This is a genomic window from Buchnera aphidicola (Neophyllaphis podocarpi), from assembly GCF_964059055.1.
GTDB lineage: Bacteria > Pseudomonadota > Gammaproteobacteria > Enterobacterales > Enterobacteriaceae > Buchnera_M > Buchnera_M aphidicola_A.
The window spans coordinates 513132-538012 of record NZ_OZ060386.1; the positions used below are offsets into that span (position 1 = coordinate 513132).

The following is a 24881-nucleotide window of genomic DNA, read 5'->3' on the forward strand; positions in this document are numbered from 1 at the left end:
ATTAAATTTTATGAAAAATAATTTTATATACATAATTAGAATAATCCTCTATATTTTTAATTATACGAATAATATTAAAATCAAGCATATATTTTTTAGATAAAAAAAATAAATGTTCTCTATATAATTTAAAATAATTTTTGTTTAATTTATTTTTACAATGTAATATCCAATTATTTTTTTCTTCAATATCTAAAGTATTTTCAAAGTTTCTAGATCTATAAAAAAATAGTAATAAAGTTAGTCTTTCATCAAAATTACATTTAGATAAATTTATCTTACTCAATTTAAAACAATTAGATTGTCTAATGTGATTTATTATACATTTATCACGTGTACTAAAAAAATTTTTATAAAGCTGAGATTCCACATCAGAATAAACAAGACTATTATTAATCTGGGAAAAAAAATTATATATTTTTTTTATAAAAAAAGAATTTTTTTTTAATATAGAAATATTATTAAATATAAATTCTAAATTTATATTCAAACGTAATAAATCATCTGATCTAAGACAATTTAAAGACAAAATAACAGGACATTTATTAATGTACACAAAATTAATTGGTAAATAATACTTAAATCTCTTATTAAAAATATCTTTAATTTTATATTTATTAAGAATATTAAAATTTATTTTACTTAAATGATTTAAATCTTCTAATAAATTACATGTTACTAATATATTTGCATTTTTAGGATGCCATATCAAAGGTGAAACAATCCCAATATTGTTTTTTTTAGCTCCAAAACAATTAGAAACATAAACCAAAATTTTTTTGTTACTATTTAAAATATTTAAAAAACTATTTTTTCTTCTATTTTTAAATAAAAATAAAAATAACTTATTATAATTAATCTTTATTAATTTTGCTAATTTAAGAGTAGCATAAACATCTGATATAGCATTATGAGAATTTAAATGAGGTATATTATTAATATTAGTAATATCCTCTAATTTAAAACTAACATGACCATATTTATTAACTGGCCAACGTATTAATCCATCATAAGGTCGTAAAGCATGACAGGCTCTTAATAAATTCAAAACATCCCATCGAGAGTTACCATTTTTCCAGCTCCAAGAGTAAGGATCTAAAAAATTTCTATAAAAAATATTCCTAGTAAATTCATCATCAAAATTAATATTATTATAACCTAAAATACAAGTATTTGGTTTATTAAAAATATCATAAATTAATTTAGCAAATTCGGATTCAATAAAACCATAACGTTGTACATATTGAGGAGTTATACGTGTAATTATTATTGAGTTAGGATCAGGTAAATAATCTAGAGGTAATTTACAATAATAAAATATAGGATCAGAAATAATATTAAATTCTATATCTGTTCTAATACAAGCAAATTGAGAAACCTTATCTTTTATAGGATCAGTGCCAAATGTTTCGTAATCATAAAATAAAAAACTAGGATTAAACATTAAATTTATATTTAAAAATGATTATTAAATATATAATACATAATTATTAATAAAATATAAATAAAAATAATAATATTATTAATAATTAATATATAATATATATTAATTATTAATAATAAAATAAAAAACAAAAACATGAATAACAATCAACAAAAAAAATCTTTTTCTAATGTAATAAAATTTGTACAAATGTTCAGGAGAAAAAATAAATTACAAAGAGAAATAACTGATGTAGAAAATAAAATAAGAGATAATCAAAAGAGAATATTATTACTAGATAATTTACTAGAATATATTAAAACTGATATGAGCATTAAAGAAGTAAAAAAAATAATTAAAAGTATGAAACAAGATTATGAAGATAGAATTTATGATTATTTTTTAAAAAATGCAGATTTATCTAAGGAAAGAAAAGAAATTATGAAAGATATTAAAAATTACAAATAAATTAATAATAATTTTTACAAAGTTAAAACAAAATTTAAGTATATAACTCCTCCGACTGGACTCGAACCAGTGACATACGGATTAACAGTCCGTCGTTCTACCAACTGAACTACAGAGGATTATTAAAATAATTATAATAATATTTTTTATTTTGTCAAGTGATCTTTATGCGAAAAAATTATTTTAAAAAAATAAAGTATACAAATATTATTTTTTATTGTATAATTAACGTTAAATTCAGTTATTCTGTTTAAGATATATATAAAAATTTTAAAAATAATAAAATTATGGCCCTTTAGCTCAGTGGTAAGAGCAGGCGACTCATAATCGCTTGGTCGCTGGTTCAAATCCAGCAAGGGCCAAAAGTATTTATTTATTAAGCTAATTAAATTAAAAATTATAATATAACTGAGTTAATAATGAATTTATTAATAAAAAGAAATAAAAACATACGCCCGATTAAATTTATAAAAAACTATATTAAATTCAATAAAAGCTCGGTATTAATAGAATCAGGAAATACTAAAGTAATATGCAATGCATCAATAGAAAAAAAAATTCCTAAATTTTTAAAAAATAAAAAATCAGGATGGTTAAGAGCAGAATACAGCATGTTACCTTATTCAACAAGTATAAGAAATAATAGAGAAATATTTAAAGGTAAACAAAGCGGAAGAACTATAGAAATACAAAGATTAATATCTAGAATACTAAGAATGTCTATTGATTTAAAAAAATTAGATAACAAATCTACTATAGTAGTAGATTGTGATGTAATACAAGCTGATGGAGGTACAAGAACAGCTTCAGTAAATGGATCTTCAGTAGCTTTATATATTTTATTAAAAGAACTATATACTCAAAAAAAAATAGAAAAAAATCCATTTAAAAATTTAGTCGCAGGTATTTCAATTGGAAAAAAAAATAATAAACTATTCTGTGATATGAATTATAAAGAAGATTCATCAACAGAAATAGATGTAAATATATTTATGAATGAAAAAAAAGAAATAATTGAAATTCAAGGAACTTCAGAAAAAAAACCTATATCTAAGAAAAATTTTTTTCATATATTAGAATTAGCAGAAAAAAATATTCCTTTGATTCTAAATGCTCAAAAAAAAATATTAGAAAAAATATAAAAGTAGTTTTGATAAGACAAAGTATAATAATATGATATATATTAAAAACAAATTTATTAATTTAATAATAAAAAAAAAGTATTACAATTTGGAAAATTTAAATTAAAATCAGGAAGAAATAGTCCATATTTTTTTAACTCTGGAATTTTAAATACAGGTAAAGAACTACATATTTTAGGTAAAATATACGCAAAAATAATAGTAGAATCAAAAATTAAGTTTGATGTAATATTTGGAACAGCTTATAAAGGTATTCCTATAGTTACAGCAACAGCAATAGCTTTATCAAAATATTATAATTTAGAAATTCCTTATTGTTTTAACAGAAAAGAACAAAAACAATATGGAGATAAAGGAGAATTAATAGGAAGTAATATTAAAGAAAAAAAAATTATAATAATAGATGATGTAATAACAGCAGGAACATCTGTTAAAAATTTAGAAAAAATTATAAAAGAGAAAAAAGCACAAGTAAAAGGAATTATAGTTGCATTAGATAGACAAGAAAAATTTCATGGAGAAGAAAATATATCACAATACATAAAAACAAAATATGCATGTAATCTAATATCAATTATTACAATACAAGACATTATATCTTACATATCTAAGGAAAAAAATAAGAAACTATTTAGAAACTTAGAAAAAATGTGTAAATACTATATTAAATATAGTTTATAAAAAATAATAAACACAAATATTCATATTCCGGTATGTCCAAATCCTTTTTTTCCTCTTGTACTAATTTTAGTAAATTCACTAACTACATTTAATTCCACTTTTAATATAGGTATAAATACTATTTGAGCAATACGATTCCCTGGATGAATGGTAAATGATTTATTACTACGATTCCATAAAGAAATCATTAAAGATCCTTGATAATCAGAATCAATTAAACCAATAGAATTACCTAATATAATTCCATGGATATGACCTAATCCTGATCTAGGTAAAATTAAAGCAGTAATCAAAGGATCTTCAATAGATATTGCTATACCAGAAGACAACAAAACAGATTTATTAGGTTTTAAATTTATTATATGATCATTACAAGATAATAAATCTAAACCAGAAGATCCAATAGTCTTATAAGAAGGTAAAGGAAATATATTGCCTATACGTTTATCTATAATTTTAATATTTATTTTTTTTTTCATAAAAAAACCATTAATAAAAAATTAAAATATTTTAAATTTTTACAATTCAATAATATAATTATTAAAAATCTTATTTTATTAATTGTATTAAATTTAAAATAATAAATTTGTGTATATTATTTTTTATTTAAAATCATCATATTTAAAAATATAACATGATGATTATATAATAATTTTATTAAAAACAATATAAATTAAAAAATACTAAAAATTTTACATAATTATGTTTAAAAGAATAAATATTTATTTAAATAAAAATTTTAAACAGTAGTAAAAATATATATTTTATTTTAAAAATTTTTAATTATTGATATCTTAATTAAATAAAAAACGTAAATTCAATCAAATAAATCTATTAAATTTTATATAAGAACTTAAAAAAAATTATTTCTTAGATATAGCATTTACAATAAATGTAGTAGAAATATTTTTATAAGGACTAAAAACTACCTCATACTTTCCAACACTTCGTATTGTATTTGACAATAAATTAATTTCACTTTTATGAACTATAATACCTAAAGATTGTAAAGTATTAATTATGTCTCTTACACCTATAGAACCAAAAAATTTTCCATCTATACTAGATTTAGAAGCAATATTTATCATCCCTATAGATTTAATTTGATCAACTTTATTTTTAGAAGAAATAATTTTTTGATCTATTTGTTTTTTTATCTCTAATTTTTTATTTTCAAAATATGTAATATTTTTTTTAGTAGCTAATACAGCTTTTTTACTTGGAATTAAAAAATTATTAGCATATCCAGGTAATACTTTAACAATATCTCCCTTATTACCTAAATTTGAAATTTTTTCTAATAAAATTATTTGCATTATATAAAATCCTTAAAATTTTAAAATAAATTAAAATAATAAATTGAATAATCAATTATGTTTATCAGTATAAGGTAATAAAGATAAAAATCTAGCTGTTTTAATAGCTTTAGATAATTGACGTTGATATTTAGCTTTTGTACCAGTAATGCGACTAGGAACTATTTTACCACTTTCTGTTATATAATTTTTCAACATAACTATATCTTTATAATCTATTTCTGTAATTCCTTCAGCTGTAAAACGACAAAATTTTCTACGACGAAAGTAACGTGCCATTTTTTTTCCTTATTAAAAATTCGAAATAAAAAACTAATTTTACATTAAATTTTATTTAAAATTTTATAATTCTAAAAGATAAATTTTTATAAACTAACAAAAGATTTATTTTGAATGATATCTTTTTTATCAAAATTATCATCTTTTAATTTTGCAATAGGAGAAATTTCTGTATATGCTTTTTTTACTTTTATAATTAAATTTCTAATAATATATTTGTTAAATCTAAAATTATCTTCTAATTTTTTTATTGTATTTAAATCTACCTCTAAATTCATTAAAATATAGTGCGCTTTATGCAATTTATTTATAGTATAAGATAATTGACGTCTACCCCAATCTTCTAAACGATGCAATATACCATTATTATCTTTTATAATTTTTTTATAATTTTGAACTATACTTGTAATTTCTTCGCTTTGATCAGGATGAATTATCAATATAATTTCATAATGCCTCATGAAAGTATCCTTATATAAATTTATAAAATATTTTATATTGAATTGTTTGAATAATAAATAACTTTTTACAATATAAAATTTATTTTTTAAATTTAATTAAATTTTATAATATAATTTTATTTTAAAAAATTTAATTAATGATAGATTATTATACTACATATAAAAATTAATTAAAATAAACAAAAGAACAATTTATTTTATGCTCATATAAATTTACATCAGTAATTTTAACTTTTATTGTATCTCCTAAATAAAAAACTTTTTTAGAAAATTGATGGATTAATTGTTGATTTAAAATATCTAAATAAAAAATCTTATTATTAATAGAATTAATACAAATAAAAGAGTCAATAAATAAATTATTTAATTTAACAAAAATACCTAAAGAAGTAATATTAAAAATAACAGCATTAAATATCTTGCCAATCTTAGATTTCATAAAATTACATTTTAACCAATCAATAACATTTTTAGTTACTTCATCTGCACGTCTTTCTGTCATAGAACATAAAACACCTAACTTTTTCATATCTGTTATACTATAATGATAACCACCAGAACTTAAATTATTAAACTTATAATGAAATAATTTTTTCTTTTTAATTAAGTATTTTATAGAACGATGCAATAAAAGATCTGGATATCTTCTAATAGGAGATGTAAAGTGAGCATAATGAGACAAAGATAATCCAAAATGACCTCTGTTCTCTGAATCATAAATAGCTTGTTTCATAGATCTTAAAAGATTAATCTGAATTATTTCTTTATGTGAATGTTTTTTTAAATTATTTAATAATAAAGAATAATTCAAAGAACTAGGATTCTTACCTCCTTTAAGAGTTAAACCAAATTTTTTTAATAAATAACGAAAATTAATTACATTATTAGTATTTGGTTTATCATGATCTCTAAACAAGGAAGGTTCAGAATATTTTAAAACAAGGTCAGCTGAGGAAATATTTGCTAATATCATACAATATTCAATCAAACGATGAGAATTATTTCTTTTAGCACGATAAATATATTTAATATTATTTTGTTCATCTAAAATAAATTTTGGTTCTGGATTTTCAAAATTAATACTTCCTCTATTTTTTTGAGAAATTTCTAGAACAGAATAAAAAAATGATAATTTATTTACAAAATCAATAATATTTTTTTTATATTTATTAATTATTTTTTTATTACCTCTCCATATATTATAAACTTCTTCATATGTCAAACGTCCATGAGAAACAATTACAGCTTCATAATGTTTGTAATTAATAATTTCTCCTGAACTTGATAATTTAATCTCACAAATCAAACATAATCTTTCAAGATTAGGTTTTAGAGAACAAATATCATTTGAAAGTTTTTCTGGAAGCATAGGTATAACTTGAAAAGGAAAGTAGATTGAAGTACCTCTTTTTTTAGCCTCGATATCTAATAAAGTTCCAGGTTTTACATAATAACTTACATCAGATACAGCTACCCAAAGATTCCAACCTATTCCTGATATTTCTTTACAAAAAATAGCATCATCAAAATCATGAGCATCATCATTATCTATTGTAATAAAAGGTAAATTTCTTAAATCAACTCTGTTTTTTAAAATATTTTGAGATATAGATTCTTTAATTTTAGAAATTTTATTTTTAATTTTTTTAGACCATTTATGAGGAACTTCATAAGTACGTAAAGCAATTTTGAGAGCTAAATTAGTAGTAATTTTTTTTCCAAGTATTTCAACAATTTTACCTACAGCTTTACTAGAAAAATTATTAGGACGTTTGATTAATTCTACAACAACAACAGATTCATTTAATTTATCTAAATTAAATCCATCAAATATTAAAATTTTAAAATTAAATCTATTGTCATTTGGAACAACAAAATTATGATTTTTATCATTATAAAAAAATTTACCAACTATTTTTCTATTTTTTAAATTTAATACTTTTAATATTCTAGCTTCCTGTTTTTGAGTTTTTTTAGTTTGATGAATTTTAGCAAGTACAACATCTCCATGAATACAAAGTCTCATTTGACGAGAAGAAATCCATAAATCATTTTTTAAAGTAATACTTTTTAAAAATCCATATCCATCTCTATGACCTATTACTATACCTTTAATTAAAGTAATATTCTCAGGTAAAGTATAATATTTTTTTTTAAAAGAAATTATTTGACAATCACGCTCCATAGCTTTTAAACGTTTTTTTATAATTTTGTTTTGTTTTAATCCTTTTATACCTAAATTGATTAATAGTTCTTTTTTATTAATAAATTTTTTATTTTTACTAAAGAAAGATAAAATAAACTCTCTACTAGGTACTGGATTAGTATATTTTTTAGATTCTCTTTTATAAAAAGGATCTTGTATCATATTTTTATTTCCACATTCTATTTCTAAAAATATAAAATATTATTTTATTTTTAACTTTATATAAAAATATAGCTAAAAAAATTAAATACCAAATAAAAAAATTTTAAATAAAATATTAAATTTTTAAAAATATTAACAATATATATTACATTATTAAAAATTAACATTAAATATATAAAAATTAAAATAACTATTTAAAATAAATATCATAGTAATAAAAATATAAGTTTAATTTCATTTATATGATTTTTTAAGAGGAAAATAATTCATTTAAAATTATTACATGGTCTCTATCAGGACCGGTAGAAATTATATCAATAGAAATATTTAATAATTTTTTAATATAATTTAAATAAGATTTAGCATTTGAAGGTAATGATGAAAATAGTTTTATACCTGAAGTATCTTCATTCCAACCTGGTAATATTTTATATACAGGACGTATATTATTGTAATTTATGTATCCAGTTGGAATAACAGATAATCTAGTTCCATCTGATATTTTTTCATAAAAAATACATATTTTTATATATTTTAAACCATCTAATACATCTAATTTGGTAAAACAAAGCCCAGACAAAGAATTAATAATTATTGCTTTACGTAACATTACTAAATCTAACCAACCTATTCTTCTTTTTCTTCCAGTAGTTGAACCAAATTCGTTTCCTTTACTACATAATATATCACTAGTTTCATCAAAAATTTCTGTTATGAATGGACCATTACCAACTCTAGTAGAATAAAGTTTAGAAACACCTAAAATATAATCAATATTTTTTATACCAAAACCTGAACCAACACAAGCACTAGCTGAAGTAGTATTTGAAGAAGTAACATAAGGATAAGTACCATGATCAATATCTAAAAATGTACCTTGAGCACCTTCAAATATGATTTTTTGTTTTTTATTATTAGATTCATATAATATTTGTGTTGTATCTTTAACTAAATCAATAACATAATCTTTATAACTAATCATTTCCATTTTAATTAAATCAAAATCTATATATATACTTTTATCATAAAAAGATATTAAATGATTATAATAATCTACATTATTTTTTAAATTAAAAATAAAAAATTCTTGATCATATAATAAATCACCTATTCTTAATGATCTACGAGATATTTTATCTTCATAAGCAGGACCAATTCCACGTCCTGTAGTACCTATAGAGTTAGAGCCTAAAAATTTTTCACGAACTAAATCAAGTTTTATATGATAATCTAATACTAATGAACAAGCAGATGATATAATCAAACGATTTTCTAATGAAACATTTATATTCTTTAAAATAGAAATTTCTTTAATTAAATTTGGAATAGATACAACGACACCATTACCAATTATTCCTATAATATCAGGATGTAATATACCCGAAGGAATTAAATGTAATATAGTTTTTTTTCCATTTACTACAAGAGTATGACCAGCATTATGGCCTCCTTGATAACGAACTACATAATTCACATGAGATGTCAGTAAATCTACAATTTTACCTTTACCTTCATCTCCCCATTGCATACCTAATATAACAATATTATTGTTCATTTTTATGTAACCTATAAAATATATAAATATAAAAATTAATTACCATTTAAATTTTTCATATAACGCAAAAAACTATTTTCAGGACTCAGTAACATAAAATCTTGTCCATTAATAAAACTATTTTCATATGCTTTTAAACTACGAATAAAAATATAAAAATCTACATCCTTTTTAAAACTATCTGAAAATAATCTATAAACTTCTGCATCTGCTATACCTCTAATAATTAAAGATTTACTATTTGCCTCTGCTAAAGTTCTTGTAACTTTATAATCAGCTATAGCACGAATTTTTTCAGCTTCTTCTTGGCCTTTGGAACGCTGACTACGAGCAACAGCTTCTCTTTCTGCTCTCATACGATTATAAATAGCATCTGAGACTTCTATAGGTAAATTTATTTGTTTAATTCTTACATCAACTACTTCAATACCTAAAGCATTCATACTATTTTGATTAATTGATACATGTTTTCTATCTCTATATATATAATTTATTTCATCATGTAAATTAATATTATTATCAATTTCAGAATTAATACTACCATCATTTAATGAATCTTTTACATCTACAGTTAATCTTCCTCTAGAATCAGTAACTATTTCTTTAACATTTAATTTACCCATTTCAGAACGAAGTCTGTCGCTAAATTTTCTTTTTAATAATATTTCTGCTTTATCAATATCTCCCCCTCCTGTTGCTAAATAATATTTATTAAAATCACTTATTTTCCATTTAACATAAGAATCAACAATCAAATCTTTTTTTTCTTTTGTAACAAATCTATCAGCTTGATTTTCCATTGTATTTATACGAGAGTTTAATACTTTGACAGAATCAATAAATGGAAATTTAAAATTTAAACCTGGATTATACACAACAGATCTATCGTTATAATCTTTTAGTACTTTTCCAAAACGTAAAATAATACCTTTTTGACCTTCTTCTATAATAAAAAAAGAAGAAAAAAAAACAAAAAAAACAAAGATAAATAACAAAATAAATCGCTTAATCATGTTAAAGTTTTATTCCTTTTTATAGTATTAAAAATTAAATACATCAATTTGATAACAAAAACTTGTATAATTATTTATTATCTAAGTATTTTTCTAAATTATTATTATAATTTTGAGTTTTACTCTCAGGTTTATCAATATTTTTTATAAATTCATTTTTATTATTTTCATAATTAAGATTGTTTTTAAAAAAACTAAATGGCAATAATAATAAATTATTTTTATTAGAATTAATAAAAATTTTATTAGAACGACTCAATATTCTTTCCATTGACTCTATATACAGTCTTTCTTTTGTAACCCTTTTAGAAGATTTATATTCAGGTAAAATTTTTAAGAATCTAGAAATTTCACCTTTAGCTTCTAACACTATTCTCGATCTATAAGCTTTAGATTCTTCAATTATTCTTTGAGCTTGTCCATTAGCTCTAGGTTGAACTTCGTTAGAATAAGCTTCAGCTTCTCTTATATATTGTTCTCTATTTTCTCTAGCAGCTATAGCATCATCAAAAGAATCTTTAACTTCTTCTGGAGGTCTAGCTGTTTGAAAATTAACATCTAGTAAAGTTATACCCATTTTATAAGGTTTTATAGTTTTTTCTATTTCATTTTGAGTATCGCCTCTAATTATTGTTCTTCCTTCAGTCAAAACTCTATCCATAGAGGATTTACCTATAACGCCTCTAAGAGCACTATCTGTAGCTTGACGCAAACTTTCATCTGGATTATTTACATTAAAAAGATAAAATTCAGGATTTGTTATTTTATATTGCACATTCATTTCAACTTTAACAACATTTTCATCAGAAGTTAACATTATACCAGATGCTGATAATTCTCTTACTGTTTCAACATTAACTGTTTTAACATTATTTATAAAGGTAGGTTTCCAATTCAAACCAGGCATAACTATATTACTAAATTTACCAAAACTAGTAACAACACCTCTATCTGTTTCTTTTATTGTATAAAAACCACTTAATATCCAGGAAATTATGCAAACTATTAAAATAAAATAAAAAGTTTTTTTAAATCTTGTTCGTGATAAATTATCATTATTAAAATTATTTTTATAAAAAAATCCAAAAATATTTTTTAAAAAATTTAATTTATTCTTAGTAAAATATTTTTTTTTGCATACATTGTCATTTAAACTATTTTTATATATATTAATTTTTTTTTCCAAATTATTAAAATAGTGTTTATTAATATTAGATTTAACATAAATCATATTTTAATACCCCAACTATTTATAGTAGTATAGAATAGATAATAAGTTTAGAAATTTTCTTTTTTAATAATTAATCTAATTATTTTATTATTAAGTCTATTTATATTATTTTATCCTATTACAATGCGTTAAAAACTTAAATATAATATCTTTAAATATATCAACTTGATTATTTTTTATAACTTTTAAATTTTTCCACTTTCTTAACCAAGTTATTTGACGTTTAGCTAATTGTCTTGTAGAACAAATTGATCTATATATCATTTCATCATAACTAATTTTTTTTGCAATATAATTCCACATTTGACGATATCCTACACATTTAATAGATGGTAAATTTGAATTAAGATCCCCTCTTAAGAATAATGATCTTACTTCATTTTCAAAACCATCTGTTAACATTTTCTCAAAACGAGTTTTTATAATTTTATGTAGTTTATTTCTATCATCAGGTATAATTGCTACTTGTAATATTTTATATGGAAAAAATTTATAATTATATTTATGTAATTCACTAACTTTTTTACCTGAAATAAAAAAAATTTCTAAAGCTCTGATAACTCTTGATAAATCATTAGAATGAATTTTATTAGAATAAATAGGATCAATTTTATTTAAAATATTATATAATTTTTTACTACCAAATTTACTAGCATAATTGTAAATATTATCTCTCACTATTCTATTACTAATTGGCAAATTACTAAAACCATTTAAAAGTATCTTGTAATATAACATTGTACCCCCCACTAACAATGGTATTTTGCCTTTATTTATAACTTTATTTATACTATCAATTGCATCATAATAAAAATTTATTACTGAATAAGATTCAGAAGGATCTTTAATATTAATTAGATGATGGGGATGATTTAATAATTGATTAAAAGATGGTTTGGATGTGCCAATATTCATATCTCGATAGATTAAAGCAGAATCAACACTAATCAATTCTATAGGAAAGTATTTTTTAATTTCTATAGCTAATTTAGTTTTTCCGGAAGCTGTAGGCCCCATTAGAAAAATTACAGTATTATTATAATAATTTTTATATTTTATATATTTAATACACATATTTTAAAAAAATTTATATTATTAATTATTTAATAATATAAAAATTTATCTCTATTAAAGAATAGATTCATAAAAAATTTTAAAAATAGATTTATATTTAAAAAATATTTTATTTCATTTAATTTGAAAGAAGTTTAATCTTTTTAAGATAATATTTACTTAAATCAAAATATGAATTTAATATACAAAATAGTATTTTTTTGTGATTATTATCTAATCCACAAAAATTTACTAAGGTTTTGTATATACCTTCTTTTTGAATAAAGTTATGTAATCTGTTAGATTCTATATCTTTTGGATGTCTATAATGCAAAACCGATGCTATACCTATTAATAAATTAGAATTAGATAAATTATATTTTAAAGTTCCTAACAAAGGTCTAATAAACCTTTCATTAAACTTTAATTTTTGAATTGGATTTCTAGCAACACGTACTATACTATCATTTATATATATATTTTTAAAACGACTAATAGTTTTATTGATATACAAATAATGAGATTCAGGTTTTAAATTATATTTTTTAATTAAAAATTCTCCAGTTTCTTGCATTGCTCCTAAAACTATTTTATATATCCTATCATCTGAAATAGCTTCTATAATTTTTTGATAACCATAAACATTTCCTAAATAAGCAGTAATTGCATGACCTGTGTTTAAAGTAAATATTTTTCTTTCAATATAATAAATTAAATTATTTTTAAATTTTACACCATGTATATTGGGTATTAATCCTTTAAATTGATTTTTATCAACAACCCATTCATAAAATGACTCAACATTTACTGACAATTTTTTATCTTCTTTAGTTGTTTTTAAAGGAACAATTCTATCAACAGAAGAATTGATAAAACCTATATAATCATGTATAAAATTATGTAATTTTGTGGGTATATATTTAATTATTTGTTGGTATAAGTAATTAGTCGCATATATTAAATTTTCACATGAAATAATATTTAAAGGATGAAAATTTTTTTTATTACTTCTTAAAATTAAACCTTTTGCAATTATTAAGGATATATCCTTTAAGACATTAACTCCAACAGAAGTGGTAATCAAATCTACCTCACCTATTAATGATATAACTTTTATATCATTACTATGAACAACATTTATTCCTCTAATTTCTTTTGTAATTAATCTCTTACCTAATTCATTAACTAGATATTTTTTTTCTAAACTTAAAATTTTTAATATATTTTCATCTATATCTGCAAAATATACAACAAAATTAGATTTAATTAATAATTGACCTATAAAACCTAATCCAATATTGCCGGCTCCAAAGTGTAAAGCTTTTAATTTTTGTATTTTAGACAAGAAACACCTCTTTATATAAATAAAAAACAAAATAATACTATTACAAAGATAAAATTTCTAGCACTCTATTATAATCTTTAGTATTAGATAACTCTTTAATAATATTTTCGTCATCTAATGCATTAGTAAGACTACTAACAACCATAACATGTTCATTATTACGTGCGGCAATACCAATAACTAAATGTGCAATATCATCAATATTTTCTCCAAATTGAACTCCTTTAGGAAACTGACAAAAAATTATTCCAGTATTTAATACCTTATCTTTAGCACTAATAGTACCATGAGGCAAAGCTATAGATTCACCTAACCAAGTTGGTGCAAGTTTTTCTCTTTCTAACATAGATTTTATATATTCAAATTTGACATATCCCTGTTCAAATAATTTTGAACCAACAAAATTTATAGCCTCTTCTTTATTATAAGCATATTGATTAAGAAAAATATTTTTTTTAGTTAATTTAAATAATTTTTGATTATTTACATTATTTTTCATTTTAGAATTCAATTCAGTATTTGAAATAGTATCTGAATTAGATTTGTTTGTAACTTTTTGCAAATATTTAATTAAATCATCATAAAAATGATAATCTAAAAAATTATTTAACGAAAAATGCATAGCTGTAGGAACACAAGATTTAGCTTTATCAGTCAGTTTAATGTGAGTAATAACAATATCAGCATTTTTAGGTAAAACATCAATAGCTGAATAATTTACTGAAACAAATAAAGGTAATTTGGAAAGTTTAACTTTTTTATTTAAAATAGCAGCACCCATAATACTAGAACCCATACCAGCATCACAAGCAACAAATATTTTAATTATTTTATCTTTATTTAAGGAGTAAGAAATATTATCAATTGATTTTAATAAGTTTAAATTTTTGTTTAAATCAGTGTTTAAGTTTAAAGAACTACCATATCCTTTGATATCTTTTTGCTTAATAGTTTTTAATAAAAAAGATGAACAAACAAAAGAAACAAAAAAAGAAAAAAAAACAGACATTAAATTAGAATAATAATAATCTTTTGGAGTCATAGCTATTATTGATAAAATAGAACCAGGGGATGCTGAAGAAATCAATCCTCCATGAAAAAATGATAAAAAAAATATACCAGTCATACTACCTAAAATCAAAGCAATAATCAATCTTGGAATTTTTAAAACATAAGGAAAATAAATTTCATGTATGCCACCAAAAAAATGAATAATAGTAGAACTATAAATTATCTTTTTATTAGAATGATAACCAAATAATAACCATGAAATTAATACACCAAGACCTGGACCAGGATTAGATTCTAAAAGAAAAAACAAAGATTTTCCTTTTTCTTGAACCTCTTGAAAACCTAAAGGAGAAAAAATTCCATGATTAATCATATTATTTAGAAAAAAAATTTTTGCTGGTTCTATAAAAATTGCTGAAAAAGGTAGTAAATTATTTTTTATAATAAAACTAATGAAATAAAATAAATATGAAGAAAAATAATTTACAAAAGGACCTATAATGAAAAAAGATAAAATTAGAGATAAAATACTAATAATAGCAGATGAAAAATTATTAACTAGCATTTCAAAACCACTTTTTATTCTCTTTTGTATTTTCTTATCAAGTAAATAAATTAAAAATCCAGCTAATGGACCAGAAATCATAACTCCTAACAAAGCATGTATAGAACTATTACTAATAATACCTATAGTAGATATAGCTCCAGGTATACCACCACGATCTCCTCCGATTAAGCGTCCTCCTGTATAACCAATTAATATAGGTAGTAAATAAGAAGAAATAGGAAATATTAATTCTGACAGATATTTATTTGGTATCCAGCCATAAGGCATGAATAATGAATTTATTAAACCTAAAGCAATAAAGATACTAATATTAGGCATAATCATATTACTTAAAAATTTGCCTAATTTTTGTATATTAGTTTTCAAAAAAGATAAATTAAAAAATGATTTTTTAGTATTAGTAAACATATTTAACTTAATCCTATAATATTTCTATAATTATACAAATAATATTGTTTTATACAATTTAAAATAAATTTCTAAATAATAAAAATAAGAATTTTGAAATTATTTTTTAAAATTAAAAATAGAAAAAACTAAAAGTCAAAAACAAATATTTTTATGAAAAATTATTCCAAGAAAATATTAAAAATAGATAAAATCTTATTCTTTATAAAACTTATTTTAGTATCTATATAAATAAATAGATTAATTTAAAAAAATTCACGCCAATTAAAATATAAATTTATTAAACCATTTGTAGAAGAATCATAGCTTTGAATTCTATTGTCTCGACAACTTTGTATCTTTAATCTTATTTGATGAGATATATTTTTACCTAATTCTACTCCCCACTGATCAAAAGTAAAAATATTTAGTATAACTCCTTGCACAAAAATTTTATGCTCATACATAGCTAATAAAGATCCTAAAGTATAAGGTGTGATTCTTTTTAATAAAATTGAGTTACTCGGTCTATTTCCTTCAAAATATTTATAAATATACTCTCTAGAATTAATATTGTTATTACATTTTATTCTTTGTTTTTCAATAAACTTATTATATGTACCAAAAGCTAATGCTTTTGTTTGAGCGAAAAAATTAGATAATAACTTTATGTGATGATCATATATTTTATGATGACTAATTACAGGTGCAATAAAATCACATGGAATAAATTTAGTTCCTTGATGTAGTAATTGATAAAATGCATGCTGTCCGTTTGTTCCTGAAGCTCCCCATACAATTGGTCCTGTTTGCCAAGAAGTTTTTTTTCCATTTCTATCAATACATTTACCATTAGATTCCATATTACACTGTTGTAAATAAGAAGGAAGTCTATGCATATATTTATCATAAGGAAAAATAGCTTCAGTTTCCATTAAAAAAAAATTATTATACCATATTCCAATCATTGCTAGTATAACAGGAATATTATTTTCTAATTTAGTATTTAAAAAATGGTTATCCATATCATGTGCACCACTTAATAAATTTAAAAAATTATGAAATCCTATAGATAAAACTATAGAAAAACCAACAGAAGACCATAAAGAATAACGACCACCTACCCAATCCCAAAATTTAAATATATTTTTAGAATCTATACCAAAATTAATTGCTTCAATTTTATTTGTAGAAATAGCTAAAAAGTGTTTTTTAATATGTTTAGTATGTATAGCATGTTTTAAAAACCAATTTTTAATTGAATAAGCATTTGTCATAGTTTCTTCCGTAGTAAATGTTTTAGAAGAAATCAAAAACAAAGTAGTTTCTGCATTAATAACTTTAAACAATTCACATATCTCTGTACCATCAATATTAGAAATAAAATGAATATTTAAATGATTTTTATAAGGAGTTAAAGCATCAATAACCATATTTGGACCTAAATCAGAACCACCTATTCCAATATTAACTATATCCGTAATGGATTTTCCACTATAACCCTTCCATTTACCAGTAATTATATCTTCTGAAAACAACTTCATTTTATTTAATACTTCATAAACTTCAGGCATTATATTTTTATCATTTAATATAATAGGATTATTACTCAAATTTCTTAAAGCTATATGTAATACGGATCTATTTTCGGTAACATTTATTTTCTTACCAATAAACATAGATTTTATAGCATCTTCTAAAAATACTTCTTTAGCTAAAGATAACAATTTATTAATAGTTTTATAAGTAACTCTATTTTTTGAATAATCAAATAGTATTTGATTATTAAAAATTTTAGAAAAGTTTTTAAAACGATCTTTATCTAAATTAAATAAATCTGAAAGATGAACATTTTTAATTTCTTTAAAATGATTTTCTAAAGATTTCCATGCATTAGTCAATGTTGGATTAATATTTTTCATAAGTTTTACCCAAAAAAAAATATATACATAATTTATCTAAATATAAACTTGATAAATTATTTATATTTATCATCTAATAAATAACACATCGCAGATCCAAATTTAGTTCTACTACCAACTTTCAAATTTTCTAAAAATTTAACTTTATTAGAAGGAAATAAATTAATTATTGTAGAGCCTATATTAAAATAACCTATTTCTTGACCTTTAAATAAATTTGCAAATTCTTTATTTTCATTCCAATGCCAAGTTGTAATTGTTTTATTACTAAAAGATGTAATCTTATCTAACCAAATTGTTTTAATAGATCTAATAAATGCAGAACCAATAAAAATATTAACTATAGACCCAAAGTTAGTTTCAAATACACAAATAATTCTTTCATTATTAGTAAATAAGTTAGGAGTATTATTTGATGAAAATTTATTAAAAATATCAAAATTACTAGGAACATAAATTATTTTTTTTAATAATCCTTGATAAGGCATATATACTCTATGACAATCACCAGGAGAAAGATGTATGTTAATAAAACTACCTTTATAAAACATGTATGATAGTTCAGAATTACCAGCCAATAAAGATTCTAAAGAATAAAAGTTATCTTTAGCTTGAAAAATTTGATCTTTATTTATTCTTCCTATTTGATTAATAATACCATCTGAGGGGAAAGTTAATATATTATTATTAAAATCTACAGGCCTAAATTTTTTATCTAATAAACGAATAAAAAAATCGTTAAACGTTTTATAATTAGATATATTATTATTTTTAGATTCAAAAATATTTATTTTATAAAACCAAACAAAAAATCTTATACTTAAACTAGTAATATAACCTAATTCTTTATTTGCAAACCATACAAATAAAAAACTAAAAAATCTTTTTTGTGTTAAGTTTAAAAAAAATAATTTAATAAAATTAAACACTTTAACTCTCCACGAATTATTTATTTAAAATATTTATAATTAGAGAAAAATAATTATAACATTATAAACTAAAAAATATTTAAATATAAAATATTATTTAGTAATGATAATATATAAATAATTAAAATAATTTATAAAAATATTTCTATATGAATGAAGATAATTTAATTTGGATTGACTTAGAAATGACAGGATTAAATCCAAAAAAACACTTTATTATTGAAATAGCAACGTTAATTACTGATATTAACTTGAATATTATTGCTGAAGGTCCAGTTATTCCTATATATCAAAATAAAAAAAAATTAAAAATTATGGATAAATGGAATTATATTAATCATAATAAAAGCGGATTAATTAACAAAGTTAAAAATAGTTTATTTAACGAATTAATAGCTGAAAAAAAAACAATATTTTTTTTAAAAAAATGGACAAAAAAACAAAAATCTCCTATGTGCGGAAATAGTATAGGAAATGATAGAAGATTTTTAATAAAATATATGCCAAAATTAGAAAAATATTTTAAATACAGATCTATAGATGTAAGTACTATAAAAGAACTAATGATGAGATGGAAACCGTCAGTATTCAATAAATTAAATAAAATAAACAATCATACAGCATTAAATGATATAAAAGAATCAATAAAAGAACTAAAATTCTATAAAAAATATTTTTTTAAAATTTGAATTTTAATTAAAATTTTATATTGAAAATAGTTTAATTTTTATATACAATAATAATTATTAATATATTTATTTAAAAAAGTTAGCGGGAATAGCTCAGTTGGCAGAGCGCAACCTTGCCAAGGTTGAGGTCACGAGTTCAAACCTCGTTTCCCGCTCAATTAAATAAATTAATTTAAACTTTTTACAAAATTGAATTCTTAAACTAAAAAAATTAATTTTAAAAATTTTAGAAAATATCATATTAAAAATAAAGAATTAAAAACATATCGAAAAAAACTTAAAAATTAATATTTTAAATTAAAATGTTATTCAAAAAATAATAAATCATTCACATAAAAAATAATAAATTTTATGCTCAGTATTTAAAAATATAATTAATATTAAGATCGAGTATTTATCTTTTATTTGAATTTTCTATTCAAATAAAAGATAAATACTCGATCTTAATATTAATTATATAATTATTTACTATTATATATTAATTTTTATATAATAAATAAAATAATAATTTAGAATTTGATAAATTTAAATTTTATAAAAATTTAAATTTTTTATTAAACTTTTCAACTCTCCCTTTATTATCTAATACACGTTGTTTTCCAGTATAAAATGGATGACATTTTGAACAAACATCTATATTTATATTACTAGAAATAGTAGAAAATATTTTTATAATATTTCCGCAGGAACATTTAGCTTTTACTGAAATATATTTAGGATGTATATTTTTTCTCATAATAATTCCTCGTAGAGATTGAAAAATTTCTTTTAAAAATATATATATAATTGTTAATAATATTATATTTATGTTATAAATGATAAAATAACATTATATTATTTAAGTACATGTATTTAATAACATTATTAATTATACCAAATAAAAGAGAATATAAAGTTGCAAAAAGATTATATAATTAAAATATCAAAAATAAAAAATAAAAAAAAAGATTAAATCTTATATATCTAGAATGAATATTTGCATTATAGCAATTGTTATTATAATTCTAATAAGTATAATGTATTATTCTTCATATAATAAAAAAATAAAGAAAAATAAAGAAAAAATACAAAATAAATTAAATAATACTATACCACCAAAACCAATAAACAAATGGAAATATATTGAAGAACTAAACAAAATAGATGTCTATTATAAAAATATAGATAAAATTAATAAAAAATGATTAATAAAAATGTTACTTTTAAATAATAAAAGGATCGCTAAACAGTGACAACAATATTAAGTATACGCCGTAATAAAAAAGTAGTTATTGGTGGTGATGGACAAGCTACTTTAGGTAATACTATAATGAAAAGTAGTGTGAATAAAATTAGATCTTTATGTAATGATAAAGTAATAGCAGGTTTTGCTGGAAGTACAGCAGATGCATTTACATTATTCGAGCTTTTTGAAAAAAAGTTAAGTATGTATCAAGGGCAATTACAACGTTCAGCAATTGAATTAGCCAAAGACTGGAGAACGGACAGAATTTTAAGAAGACTAGAAGCTTTATTAGCTGTTGCAGATAAAAAAATTTCACTGATAATATCAGGAAATGGAGATGTAATACAACCTGAAAACGATTTGATAGCAATAGGATCAGGCGGTCCTTATGCTCAATCTTCTGCAAAAGCTTTAATAGAAAATACTAAAATGAATGCTAAAAACATTGTAATAAAATCATTAGAAATAGCAGCAAGTATTTGTATATATACAAATAATAATTTTACCATTAAAGAATTAGCTTCAGAAAAGTAAGGATTATAAAAATGTCTGAAATGACTCCTGGAGAAATTGTCATAGAACTTAATAAATTTATTATAGGTCAAGAAAAAGCAAAAAAAGCAGTGGCAATTGCATTAAGAAATAGATGGAGAAGAATGCAATTAGAAGAAAATTTAAGAAATGAAATAACTCCTAAAAATATTTTAATGATAGGACCTACTGGTGTAGGAAAAACAGAAATAGCAAGAAGATTAGCTAAATTAGCTAATGCTCCTTTTATAAAAGTAGAAGCAACTAAGTTTACAGAAGTAGGATATGTAGGTAAAGAAGTAGATTCTATCATTAGAGATTTAACAGATGTAGCAATTAAGATTGTTAGAGTTCAAATTATCGAAAAAAACAAAAACTCTGTAACAGAAAGAGCTGAAGATAGGATATTAGATGTATTAATTCCTACTCCAAAAAATGATTGGGGTAAATCAGATAAAATTAAAGAACCTAAAGCAACAATTCAATCTTTTAGAAAAAAATTGAGAGAAGGTAAACTTGATAATAAAGATATTGAAATAAATGTTTCTGCTGTACCTATAGGAGTAGAAATTATGGCTCCTCCAGGAATGGAAGAAATGACAAGTCAATTACAATCTCTATTCCAAAATTTAGGAGGTAATAAAAAAACAATAAGAAAATTAAAAATTAAAGATGCTATGAAAATATTAATCGAAGAAGAAGCAATTAAACTTGTTAATCCAGAAGAACTTAAAAGAGCAGCGATAAATTCAGTAGAACAAAATGGTATAGTTTTTATTGATGAAATAGATAAAATTTGTAAAAGAAATTATTCCAATTCTACTGATGTATCAAGAGAAGGAGTTCAAAGAGATTTATTGCCTCTTGTTGAAGGTTGTACAGTATCAACTAAACATGGATTAGTTAAAACAGATCATATATTATTCATTGCATCAGGTGCTTTTCAAATATGTACGCCTTCTGATTTAATTCCTGAATTACAAGGAAGATTACCTATAAGAGTTGAATTAGAAGCATTAACTGTAAACGATTTTGAAAGAATTTTGACTGAACCAAATGCTTCTATTACAGTTCAATATAAAGCATTAATAGCAACAGAGGGAGTAAAAATTAATTTTACAGAAGATGGAATAAAAAAAATAGCTGAATCTGCATGGAAAGTTAATGAAAATATGGAAAATATAGGAGCAAGAAGATTATACACAATTTTAGAGAAGCTAATGGAAAACATATCATTTAACGCAAATGAACTAGTAAATAAAAATGTAGTAATAGATTCTGGTTATGTAAGTAAACATTTAGATAAATTAGTATCTGATGAAGACGTAAGTAAATTCATTTTATAGGATATATGATAAATTCCTGTGAATTAATTATTGCAAATCACAGGAATAAATCTTAAGATATACCATTAAAATAAAAAATTTTTATATATAAAATATATATAAAAAATAGGTACAAAAATATGACTAATTGGGTAAAAGCTAATATTATAAAATTAAATCAATGGAATAATAAATTATTTAGTATCATATTGAGAGCTAACATAAATCCTTTTATAGCTGGTCAATTTACAAAACTTTGTATAAAAAACAAAAAAAGCAAAGATAAAATTCAAAGAGCATATTCATATGTCAACTCACCTAATAGTAAAAATTTGGAATTTTATATTGTATCTATTCCTAATGGAAAATTTACAAGAAAATTAATTAATATGAATTGCGATGATGAAATTTTAATATCTAAAGAATCTGCAGGATTTTTTACATTGAATCAAATACCTTCAAGTAATTTATTGTGGATGATTGCAACAGGTACAGGTATTGGACCATATTTATCAATATTACAGTATGGAGGAAAAGAACTAAATAAATTTAATAAAATTATATTAATATATGCAGTAAGTTATTTTAAAGATATTAGTTATTTGAATCTTATTAATAAACTAAAAACAAAATATAAAAATAAATTACATGTTGAATTTATATTAAGTAGAGAAAAAAAACCAGATATTTTGCATGGACATATTCCTCGTCTTATTACAGAAGGTTTTATAGAAGATAAGGTTGGAAATTATATAGAAAAAGAAAATAGTCATATTATGTTATGCGGAAATCCTGGAATGGTACATGATACTAGAAAATTTCTAGTAGAAAATAAAAATATGAGAAAAAATCTAAGAAAATTAAAAGGACATATTACTAGCGAACATTATTGGTAAATAAAAAAATTCAACATCTATCAAAAGGAAAAGTGATAATATCTTGAATTTTTGTGCAATTAAAATATATCATCATTAGTCTATCCAATCCTAAAGCAACACCAGAACAAAAAGGCATATTTTTACTAGATAAAGCTTTTAAAAATAAATAATCTATTTTATGTTTTGGTAATCCTAATTTAGTTCTTCTATCATTATTTAATTTAAAGCGCTTTTTTTGTTCATTATGATTAGTTAATTCACAAAAACCATTTGCTAATTCTATTCCTTTAAAAAAAACTTCAAAACGATCAGCTACTCTTGAATCTTCATCATTTATTTTAGCTAGTAAAGCCTGTTCTTTAGGAAAAAAATAAATAAATAGTAACTCAAATTCAGATAAATATGGTTGAATAGATACTGTAAATAATATTTCTAATAAATCACTTTTATTATAATTTTTATGTATTAAATGTTGTAAATTTTGATTTAAAATAATTTTATATAGTGTATTTTTCTTAATAGTTAAAGGATTTATGTTTAAATATCTTAAAAAAATTTTTTTATAAGAAATAAAATCAATTTTTTTAAAATTTATAATTTTTTTTATAAATTTTTTGACTTCATATATCAAATCATGCATATTGTAATTAGGATGATACCATTCCAACATAGAAAACTCAGGATTGTGATTATCACCATATTCTCCATTCCTAAAACTATGGCATATTTGATATATAGGACCACTACCACATGCAAGTAACCTTTTCATATGATATTCAGGACTAGTAATCAAAAATAAGTTTTTTATAGAAATATTATTTGAGGATTTATATGTAGTATTAAACGATTCTAAATATATATCATTAGAAGAAAAATGACTAAGTATAGGAGTATCTACTTCTAAAACATTTATAGAACTGAAAAAATTTCTTATTTTTTTTATAATTAATGCTTTTTTAAATAAATTATCAATAGTTATTTTAGATTTCCATTTATTTTTATTCATATTTTGAAATAAAGTTTTAATGAAAAGTATCATATATTCTATATTATATCATGAATATTAAAAAATTAGTAAAAT

General features: G+C 21.4%; 23 protein-coding genes, 3 tRNA genes and 1 pseudogene. 10 read left to right on the plus strand and 17 right to left on the minus strand.

Annotated elements, in window-relative coordinates; genetic code table 11:
* Window position 1: 1 nt before the first annotated feature.
* Window positions 2–1444: an exodeoxyribonuclease I gene (gene sbcB / locus AB4W60_RS02510; protein WP_343188602.1), complete on the minus strand. Its 1443-nt coding sequence runs from the start codon at window positions 1442–1444 to the stop codon at window positions 2–4.
* A gap of 135 nt (window positions 1445–1579) precedes the next feature.
* Here sbcB and AB4W60_RS02515 point away from each other — a divergent pair, with 135 nt between their 5' ends.
* Complete coding sequence (locus AB4W60_RS02515; RefSeq protein ID WP_343188603.1) at window positions 1580–1891, plus strand: DUF496 family protein; 312 nt, start codon at window positions 1580–1582, stop codon at window positions 1889–1891.
* A gap of 46 nt (window positions 1892–1937) precedes the next feature.
* Here the strand turns inward: AB4W60_RS02515 and AB4W60_RS02520 are convergent.
* Window positions 1938–2010, minus strand: a tRNA-Asn gene (locus AB4W60_RS02520).
* A gap of 170 nt (window positions 2011–2180) precedes the next feature.
* On the opposite strand from AB4W60_RS02520, the gene AB4W60_RS02525 reads away from it, so the two are divergent.
* From AB4W60_RS02525 to pyrE, 3 genes and pseudogenes are all read left to right on the plus strand, one after another.
* A tRNA-Ile gene (locus AB4W60_RS02525) sits at window positions 2181–2253 on the plus strand.
* A 57-nt stretch (window positions 2254–2310) separates the two neighbouring features.
* Window positions 2311–3033: a ribonuclease PH gene (gene rph / locus AB4W60_RS02530; RefSeq protein WP_367676121.1), complete on the plus strand. Its 723-nt coding sequence runs from the start codon at window positions 2311–2313 to the stop codon at window positions 3031–3033.
* A gap of 60 nt (window positions 3034–3093) precedes the next feature.
* Window positions 3094–3714, plus strand: a pseudogene (pyrE, locus tag AB4W60_RS02535) (orotate phosphoribosyltransferase); the annotation flags it as partial.
* A 20-nt stretch (window positions 3715–3734) separates the two neighbouring features.
* Here the strand turns inward: pyrE and dut are convergent.
* From dut to asd, 13 genes are all read right to left on the minus strand, one after another.
* Window positions 3735–4193, minus strand: coding sequence for a dUTP diphosphatase (dut, locus tag AB4W60_RS02540; RefSeq protein ID WP_367676122.1), 459 nt, complete (start codon window positions 4191–4193; stop codon window positions 3735–3737).
* Window positions 4194–4577: 384 nt separating this feature from the next.
* Window positions 4578–5030, minus strand: a complete 453-nt coding sequence (rplI, locus tag AB4W60_RS02545) for a 50S ribosomal protein L9 (protein WP_367676123.1) — start codon at window positions 5028–5030, stop codon at window positions 4578–4580.
* A 51-nt stretch (window positions 5031–5081) separates the two neighbouring features.
* Window positions 5082–5309 (minus strand): 30S ribosomal protein S18, encoded by a 228-nt coding sequence (gene rpsR, locus AB4W60_RS02550; protein WP_343183038.1) that lies wholly within the window; start codon window positions 5307–5309, stop codon window positions 5082–5084.
* 86 nt (window positions 5310–5395) lie between these two features.
* On the minus strand, window positions 5396–5770 hold the full coding sequence (gene rpsF, locus AB4W60_RS02555) for a 30S ribosomal protein S6 (RefSeq protein WP_367676124.1): 375 nt from the start codon (window positions 5768–5770) through the stop codon (window positions 5396–5398).
* 166 nt (window positions 5771–5936) lie between these two features.
* On the minus strand, window positions 5937–8138 hold the full coding sequence (rnr, locus tag AB4W60_RS02560; RefSeq protein ID WP_367676125.1) for a ribonuclease R: 2202 nt from the start codon (window positions 8136–8138) through the stop codon (window positions 5937–5939).
* 250 nt (window positions 8139–8388) lie between these two features.
* Window positions 8389–9693 (minus strand): adenylosuccinate synthase, encoded by a 1305-nt coding sequence (locus tag AB4W60_RS02565; RefSeq protein ID WP_367676126.1) that lies wholly within the window; start codon window positions 9691–9693, stop codon window positions 8389–8391.
* A gap of 35 nt (window positions 9694–9728) precedes the next feature.
* A complete protein-coding gene (hflC, locus tag AB4W60_RS02570) occupies window positions 9729–10706 on the minus strand; it encodes a protease modulator HflC (RefSeq protein ID WP_367676127.1) in 978 nt (325 codons plus the stop codon).
* 70 nt (window positions 10707–10776) lie between these two features.
* Complete coding sequence (gene hflK / locus AB4W60_RS02575; RefSeq protein WP_367676128.1) at window positions 10777–11937, minus strand: FtsH protease activity modulator HflK; 1161 nt, start codon at window positions 11935–11937, stop codon at window positions 10777–10779.
* 105 nt (window positions 11938–12042) lie between these two features.
* The gene (gene miaA / locus AB4W60_RS02580; RefSeq protein ID WP_343188612.1) at window positions 12043–12954 is read right to left on the minus strand and encodes a tRNA (adenosine(37)-N6)-dimethylallyltransferase MiaA; all 912 of its coding nucleotides are present in this window, start codon (window positions 12952–12954) and stop codon (window positions 12043–12045) included.
* A gap of 175 nt (window positions 12955–13129) precedes the next feature.
* The gene (locus tag AB4W60_RS02585) at window positions 13130–14335 is read right to left on the minus strand and encodes a mannitol-1-phosphate 5-dehydrogenase (protein ID WP_367676129.1); all 1206 of its coding nucleotides are present in this window, start codon (window positions 14333–14335) and stop codon (window positions 13130–13132) included.
* A 40-nt stretch (window positions 14336–14375) separates the two neighbouring features.
* Window positions 14376–16322: a PTS mannitol transporter subunit IICBA gene (locus AB4W60_RS02590; RefSeq protein WP_367676130.1), complete on the minus strand. Its 1947-nt coding sequence runs from the start codon at window positions 16320–16322 to the stop codon at window positions 14376–14378.
* 245 nt (window positions 16323–16567) lie between these two features.
* A complete protein-coding gene (gene pgi / locus AB4W60_RS02595) occupies window positions 16568–18223 on the minus strand; it encodes a glucose-6-phosphate isomerase (RefSeq protein WP_367676131.1) in 1656 nt (551 codons plus the stop codon).
* 56 nt (window positions 18224–18279) lie between these two features.
* Window positions 18280–19152 carry an archaetidylserine decarboxylase gene (gene asd, locus AB4W60_RS02600; RefSeq protein WP_367676132.1) on the minus strand — a complete coding sequence of 291 codons (873 nt, stop codon included), beginning with the start codon at window positions 19150–19152 and terminating at the stop codon, window positions 18280–18282.
* Window positions 19153–19301: 149 nt separating this feature from the next.
* Here asd and orn point away from each other — a divergent pair, with 149 nt between their 5' ends.
* Both orn and AB4W60_RS02610 read left to right on the plus strand, forming a co-directional pair.
* Window positions 19302–19841: an oligoribonuclease gene (orn, locus tag AB4W60_RS02605; protein ID WP_343188617.1), complete on the plus strand. Its 540-nt coding sequence runs from the start codon at window positions 19302–19304 to the stop codon at window positions 19839–19841.
* 82 nt (window positions 19842–19923) lie between these two features.
* A tRNA-Gly gene (locus AB4W60_RS02610) sits at window positions 19924–19996 on the plus strand.
* Between the two features lie 377 nt (window positions 19997–20373).
* Here the strand turns inward: AB4W60_RS02610 and rpmE are convergent.
* The gene (gene rpmE, locus AB4W60_RS02615; RefSeq protein WP_367676133.1) at window positions 20374–20577 is read right to left on the minus strand and encodes a 50S ribosomal protein L31; all 204 of its coding nucleotides are present in this window, start codon (window positions 20575–20577) and stop codon (window positions 20374–20376) included.
* 232 nt (window positions 20578–20809) lie between these two features.
* Here rpmE and AB4W60_RS02620 point away from each other — a divergent pair, with 232 nt between their 5' ends.
* The 4 genes from AB4W60_RS02620 (at window position 20810) to AB4W60_RS02635 (ending at window position 23818) form a co-directional block, all read left to right on the plus strand.
* Entirely contained in the window at window positions 20810–21025 is a 216-nt protein-coding gene (locus tag AB4W60_RS02620; protein WP_343188619.1) for a hypothetical protein, read from the plus strand.
* A 44-nt stretch (window positions 21026–21069) separates the two neighbouring features.
* Complete coding sequence (gene hslV, locus AB4W60_RS02625; RefSeq protein WP_343188620.1) at window positions 21070–21600, plus strand: ATP-dependent protease subunit HslV; 531 nt, start codon at window positions 21070–21072, stop codon at window positions 21598–21600.
* 11 nt (window positions 21601–21611) lie between these two features.
* Window positions 21612–22943 carry an HslU--HslV peptidase ATPase subunit gene (hslU, locus tag AB4W60_RS02630; protein ID WP_367676134.1) on the plus strand — a complete coding sequence of 444 codons (1332 nt, stop codon included), beginning with the start codon at window positions 21612–21614 and terminating at the stop codon, window positions 22941–22943.
* 119 nt (window positions 22944–23062) lie between these two features.
* The gene (locus AB4W60_RS02635) at window positions 23063–23818 is read left to right on the plus strand and encodes an FAD-binding oxidoreductase (RefSeq protein ID WP_343188622.1); all 756 of its coding nucleotides are present in this window, start codon (window positions 23063–23065) and stop codon (window positions 23816–23818) included.
* Between the two features lie 10 nt (window positions 23819–23828).
* Here AB4W60_RS02635 and epmA read toward each other — a convergent pair whose 3' ends face one another.
* Complete coding sequence (gene epmA / locus AB4W60_RS02640; RefSeq protein ID WP_367676335.1) at window positions 23829–24806, minus strand: elongation factor P--(R)-beta-lysine ligase; 978 nt, start codon at window positions 24804–24806, stop codon at window positions 23829–23831.
* Window positions 24807–24881 lie beyond the last annotated feature (75 nt).

What these genes read in the sequence shown, in the direction of transcription:
- sbcB (WP_343188602.1), bottom strand. Translation starts at nt 1,444, where the DNA reads ATGTTTAATCCTAGTTTTTTATTTTATGATTACGAAACATTTGGCACT.
- AB4W60_RS02515 (WP_343188603.1), top strand. Translation starts at nt 1,580, where the DNA reads ATGAATAACAATCAACAAAAAAAATCTTTTTCTAATGTAATAAAATTT.
- rph (WP_367676121.1), top strand. Translation starts at nt 2,311, where the DNA reads ATGAATTTATTAATAAAAAGAAATAAAAACATACGCCCGATTAAATTT.
- dut (WP_367676122.1), bottom strand. Translation starts at nt 4,193, where the DNA reads ATGAAAAAAAAAATAAATATTAAAATTATAGATAAACGTATAGGCAAT.
- rplI (WP_367676123.1), bottom strand. Translation starts at nt 5,030, where the DNA reads ATGCAAATAATTTTATTAGAAAAAATTTCAAATTTAGGTAATAAGGGA.
- rpsR (WP_343183038.1), bottom strand. Translation starts at nt 5,309, where the DNA reads ATGGCACGTTACTTTCGTCGTAGAAAATTTTGTCGTTTTACAGCTGAA.
- rpsF (WP_367676124.1), bottom strand. Translation starts at nt 5,770, where the DNA reads ATGAGGCATTATGAAATTATATTGATAATTCATCCTGATCAAAGCGAA.
- rnr (WP_367676125.1), bottom strand. Translation starts at nt 8,138, where the DNA reads ATGATACAAGATCCTTTTTATAAAAGAGAATCTAAAAAATATACTAAT.
- AB4W60_RS02565 (WP_367676126.1), bottom strand. Translation starts at nt 9,693, where the DNA reads ATGAACAATAATATTGTTATATTAGGTATGCAATGGGGAGATGAAGGT.
- hflC (WP_367676127.1), bottom strand. Translation starts at nt 10,706, where the DNA reads ATGATTAAGCGATTTATTTTGTTATTTATCTTTGTTTTTTTTGTTTTT.
- hflK (WP_367676128.1), bottom strand. Translation starts at nt 11,937, where the DNA reads ATGATTTATGTTAAATCTAATATTAATAAACACTATTTTAATAATTTG.
- miaA (WP_343188612.1), bottom strand. Translation starts at nt 12,954, where the DNA reads ATGGGGCCTACAGCTTCCGGAAAAACTAAATTAGCTATAGAAATTAAA.
- AB4W60_RS02590 (WP_367676130.1), bottom strand. Translation starts at nt 16,322, where the DNA reads ATGTTTACTAATACTAAAAAATCATTTTTTAATTTATCTTTTTTGAAA.
- pgi (WP_367676131.1), bottom strand. Translation starts at nt 18,223, where the DNA reads ATGAAAAATATTAATCCAACATTGACTAATGCATGGAAATCTTTAGAA.
- orn (WP_343188617.1), top strand. Translation starts at nt 19,302, where the DNA reads ATGAATGAAGATAATTTAATTTGGATTGACTTAGAAATGACAGGATTA.
- rpmE (WP_367676133.1), bottom strand. Translation starts at nt 20,577, where the DNA reads ATGAGAAAAAATATACATCCTAAATATATTTCAGTAAAAGCTAAATGT.
- AB4W60_RS02620 (WP_343188619.1), top strand. Translation starts at nt 20,810, where the DNA reads ATGAATATTTGCATTATAGCAATTGTTATTATAATTCTAATAAGTATA.
- hslU (WP_367676134.1), top strand. Translation starts at nt 21,612, where the DNA reads ATGTCTGAAATGACTCCTGGAGAAATTGTCATAGAACTTAATAAATTT.
- AB4W60_RS02635 (WP_343188622.1), top strand. Translation starts at nt 23,063, where the DNA reads ATGACTAATTGGGTAAAAGCTAATATTATAAAATTAAATCAATGGAAT.
- epmA (WP_367676335.1), bottom strand. Translation starts at nt 24,806, where the DNA reads ATGAATAAAAATAAATGGAAATCTAAAATAACTATTGATAATTTATTT.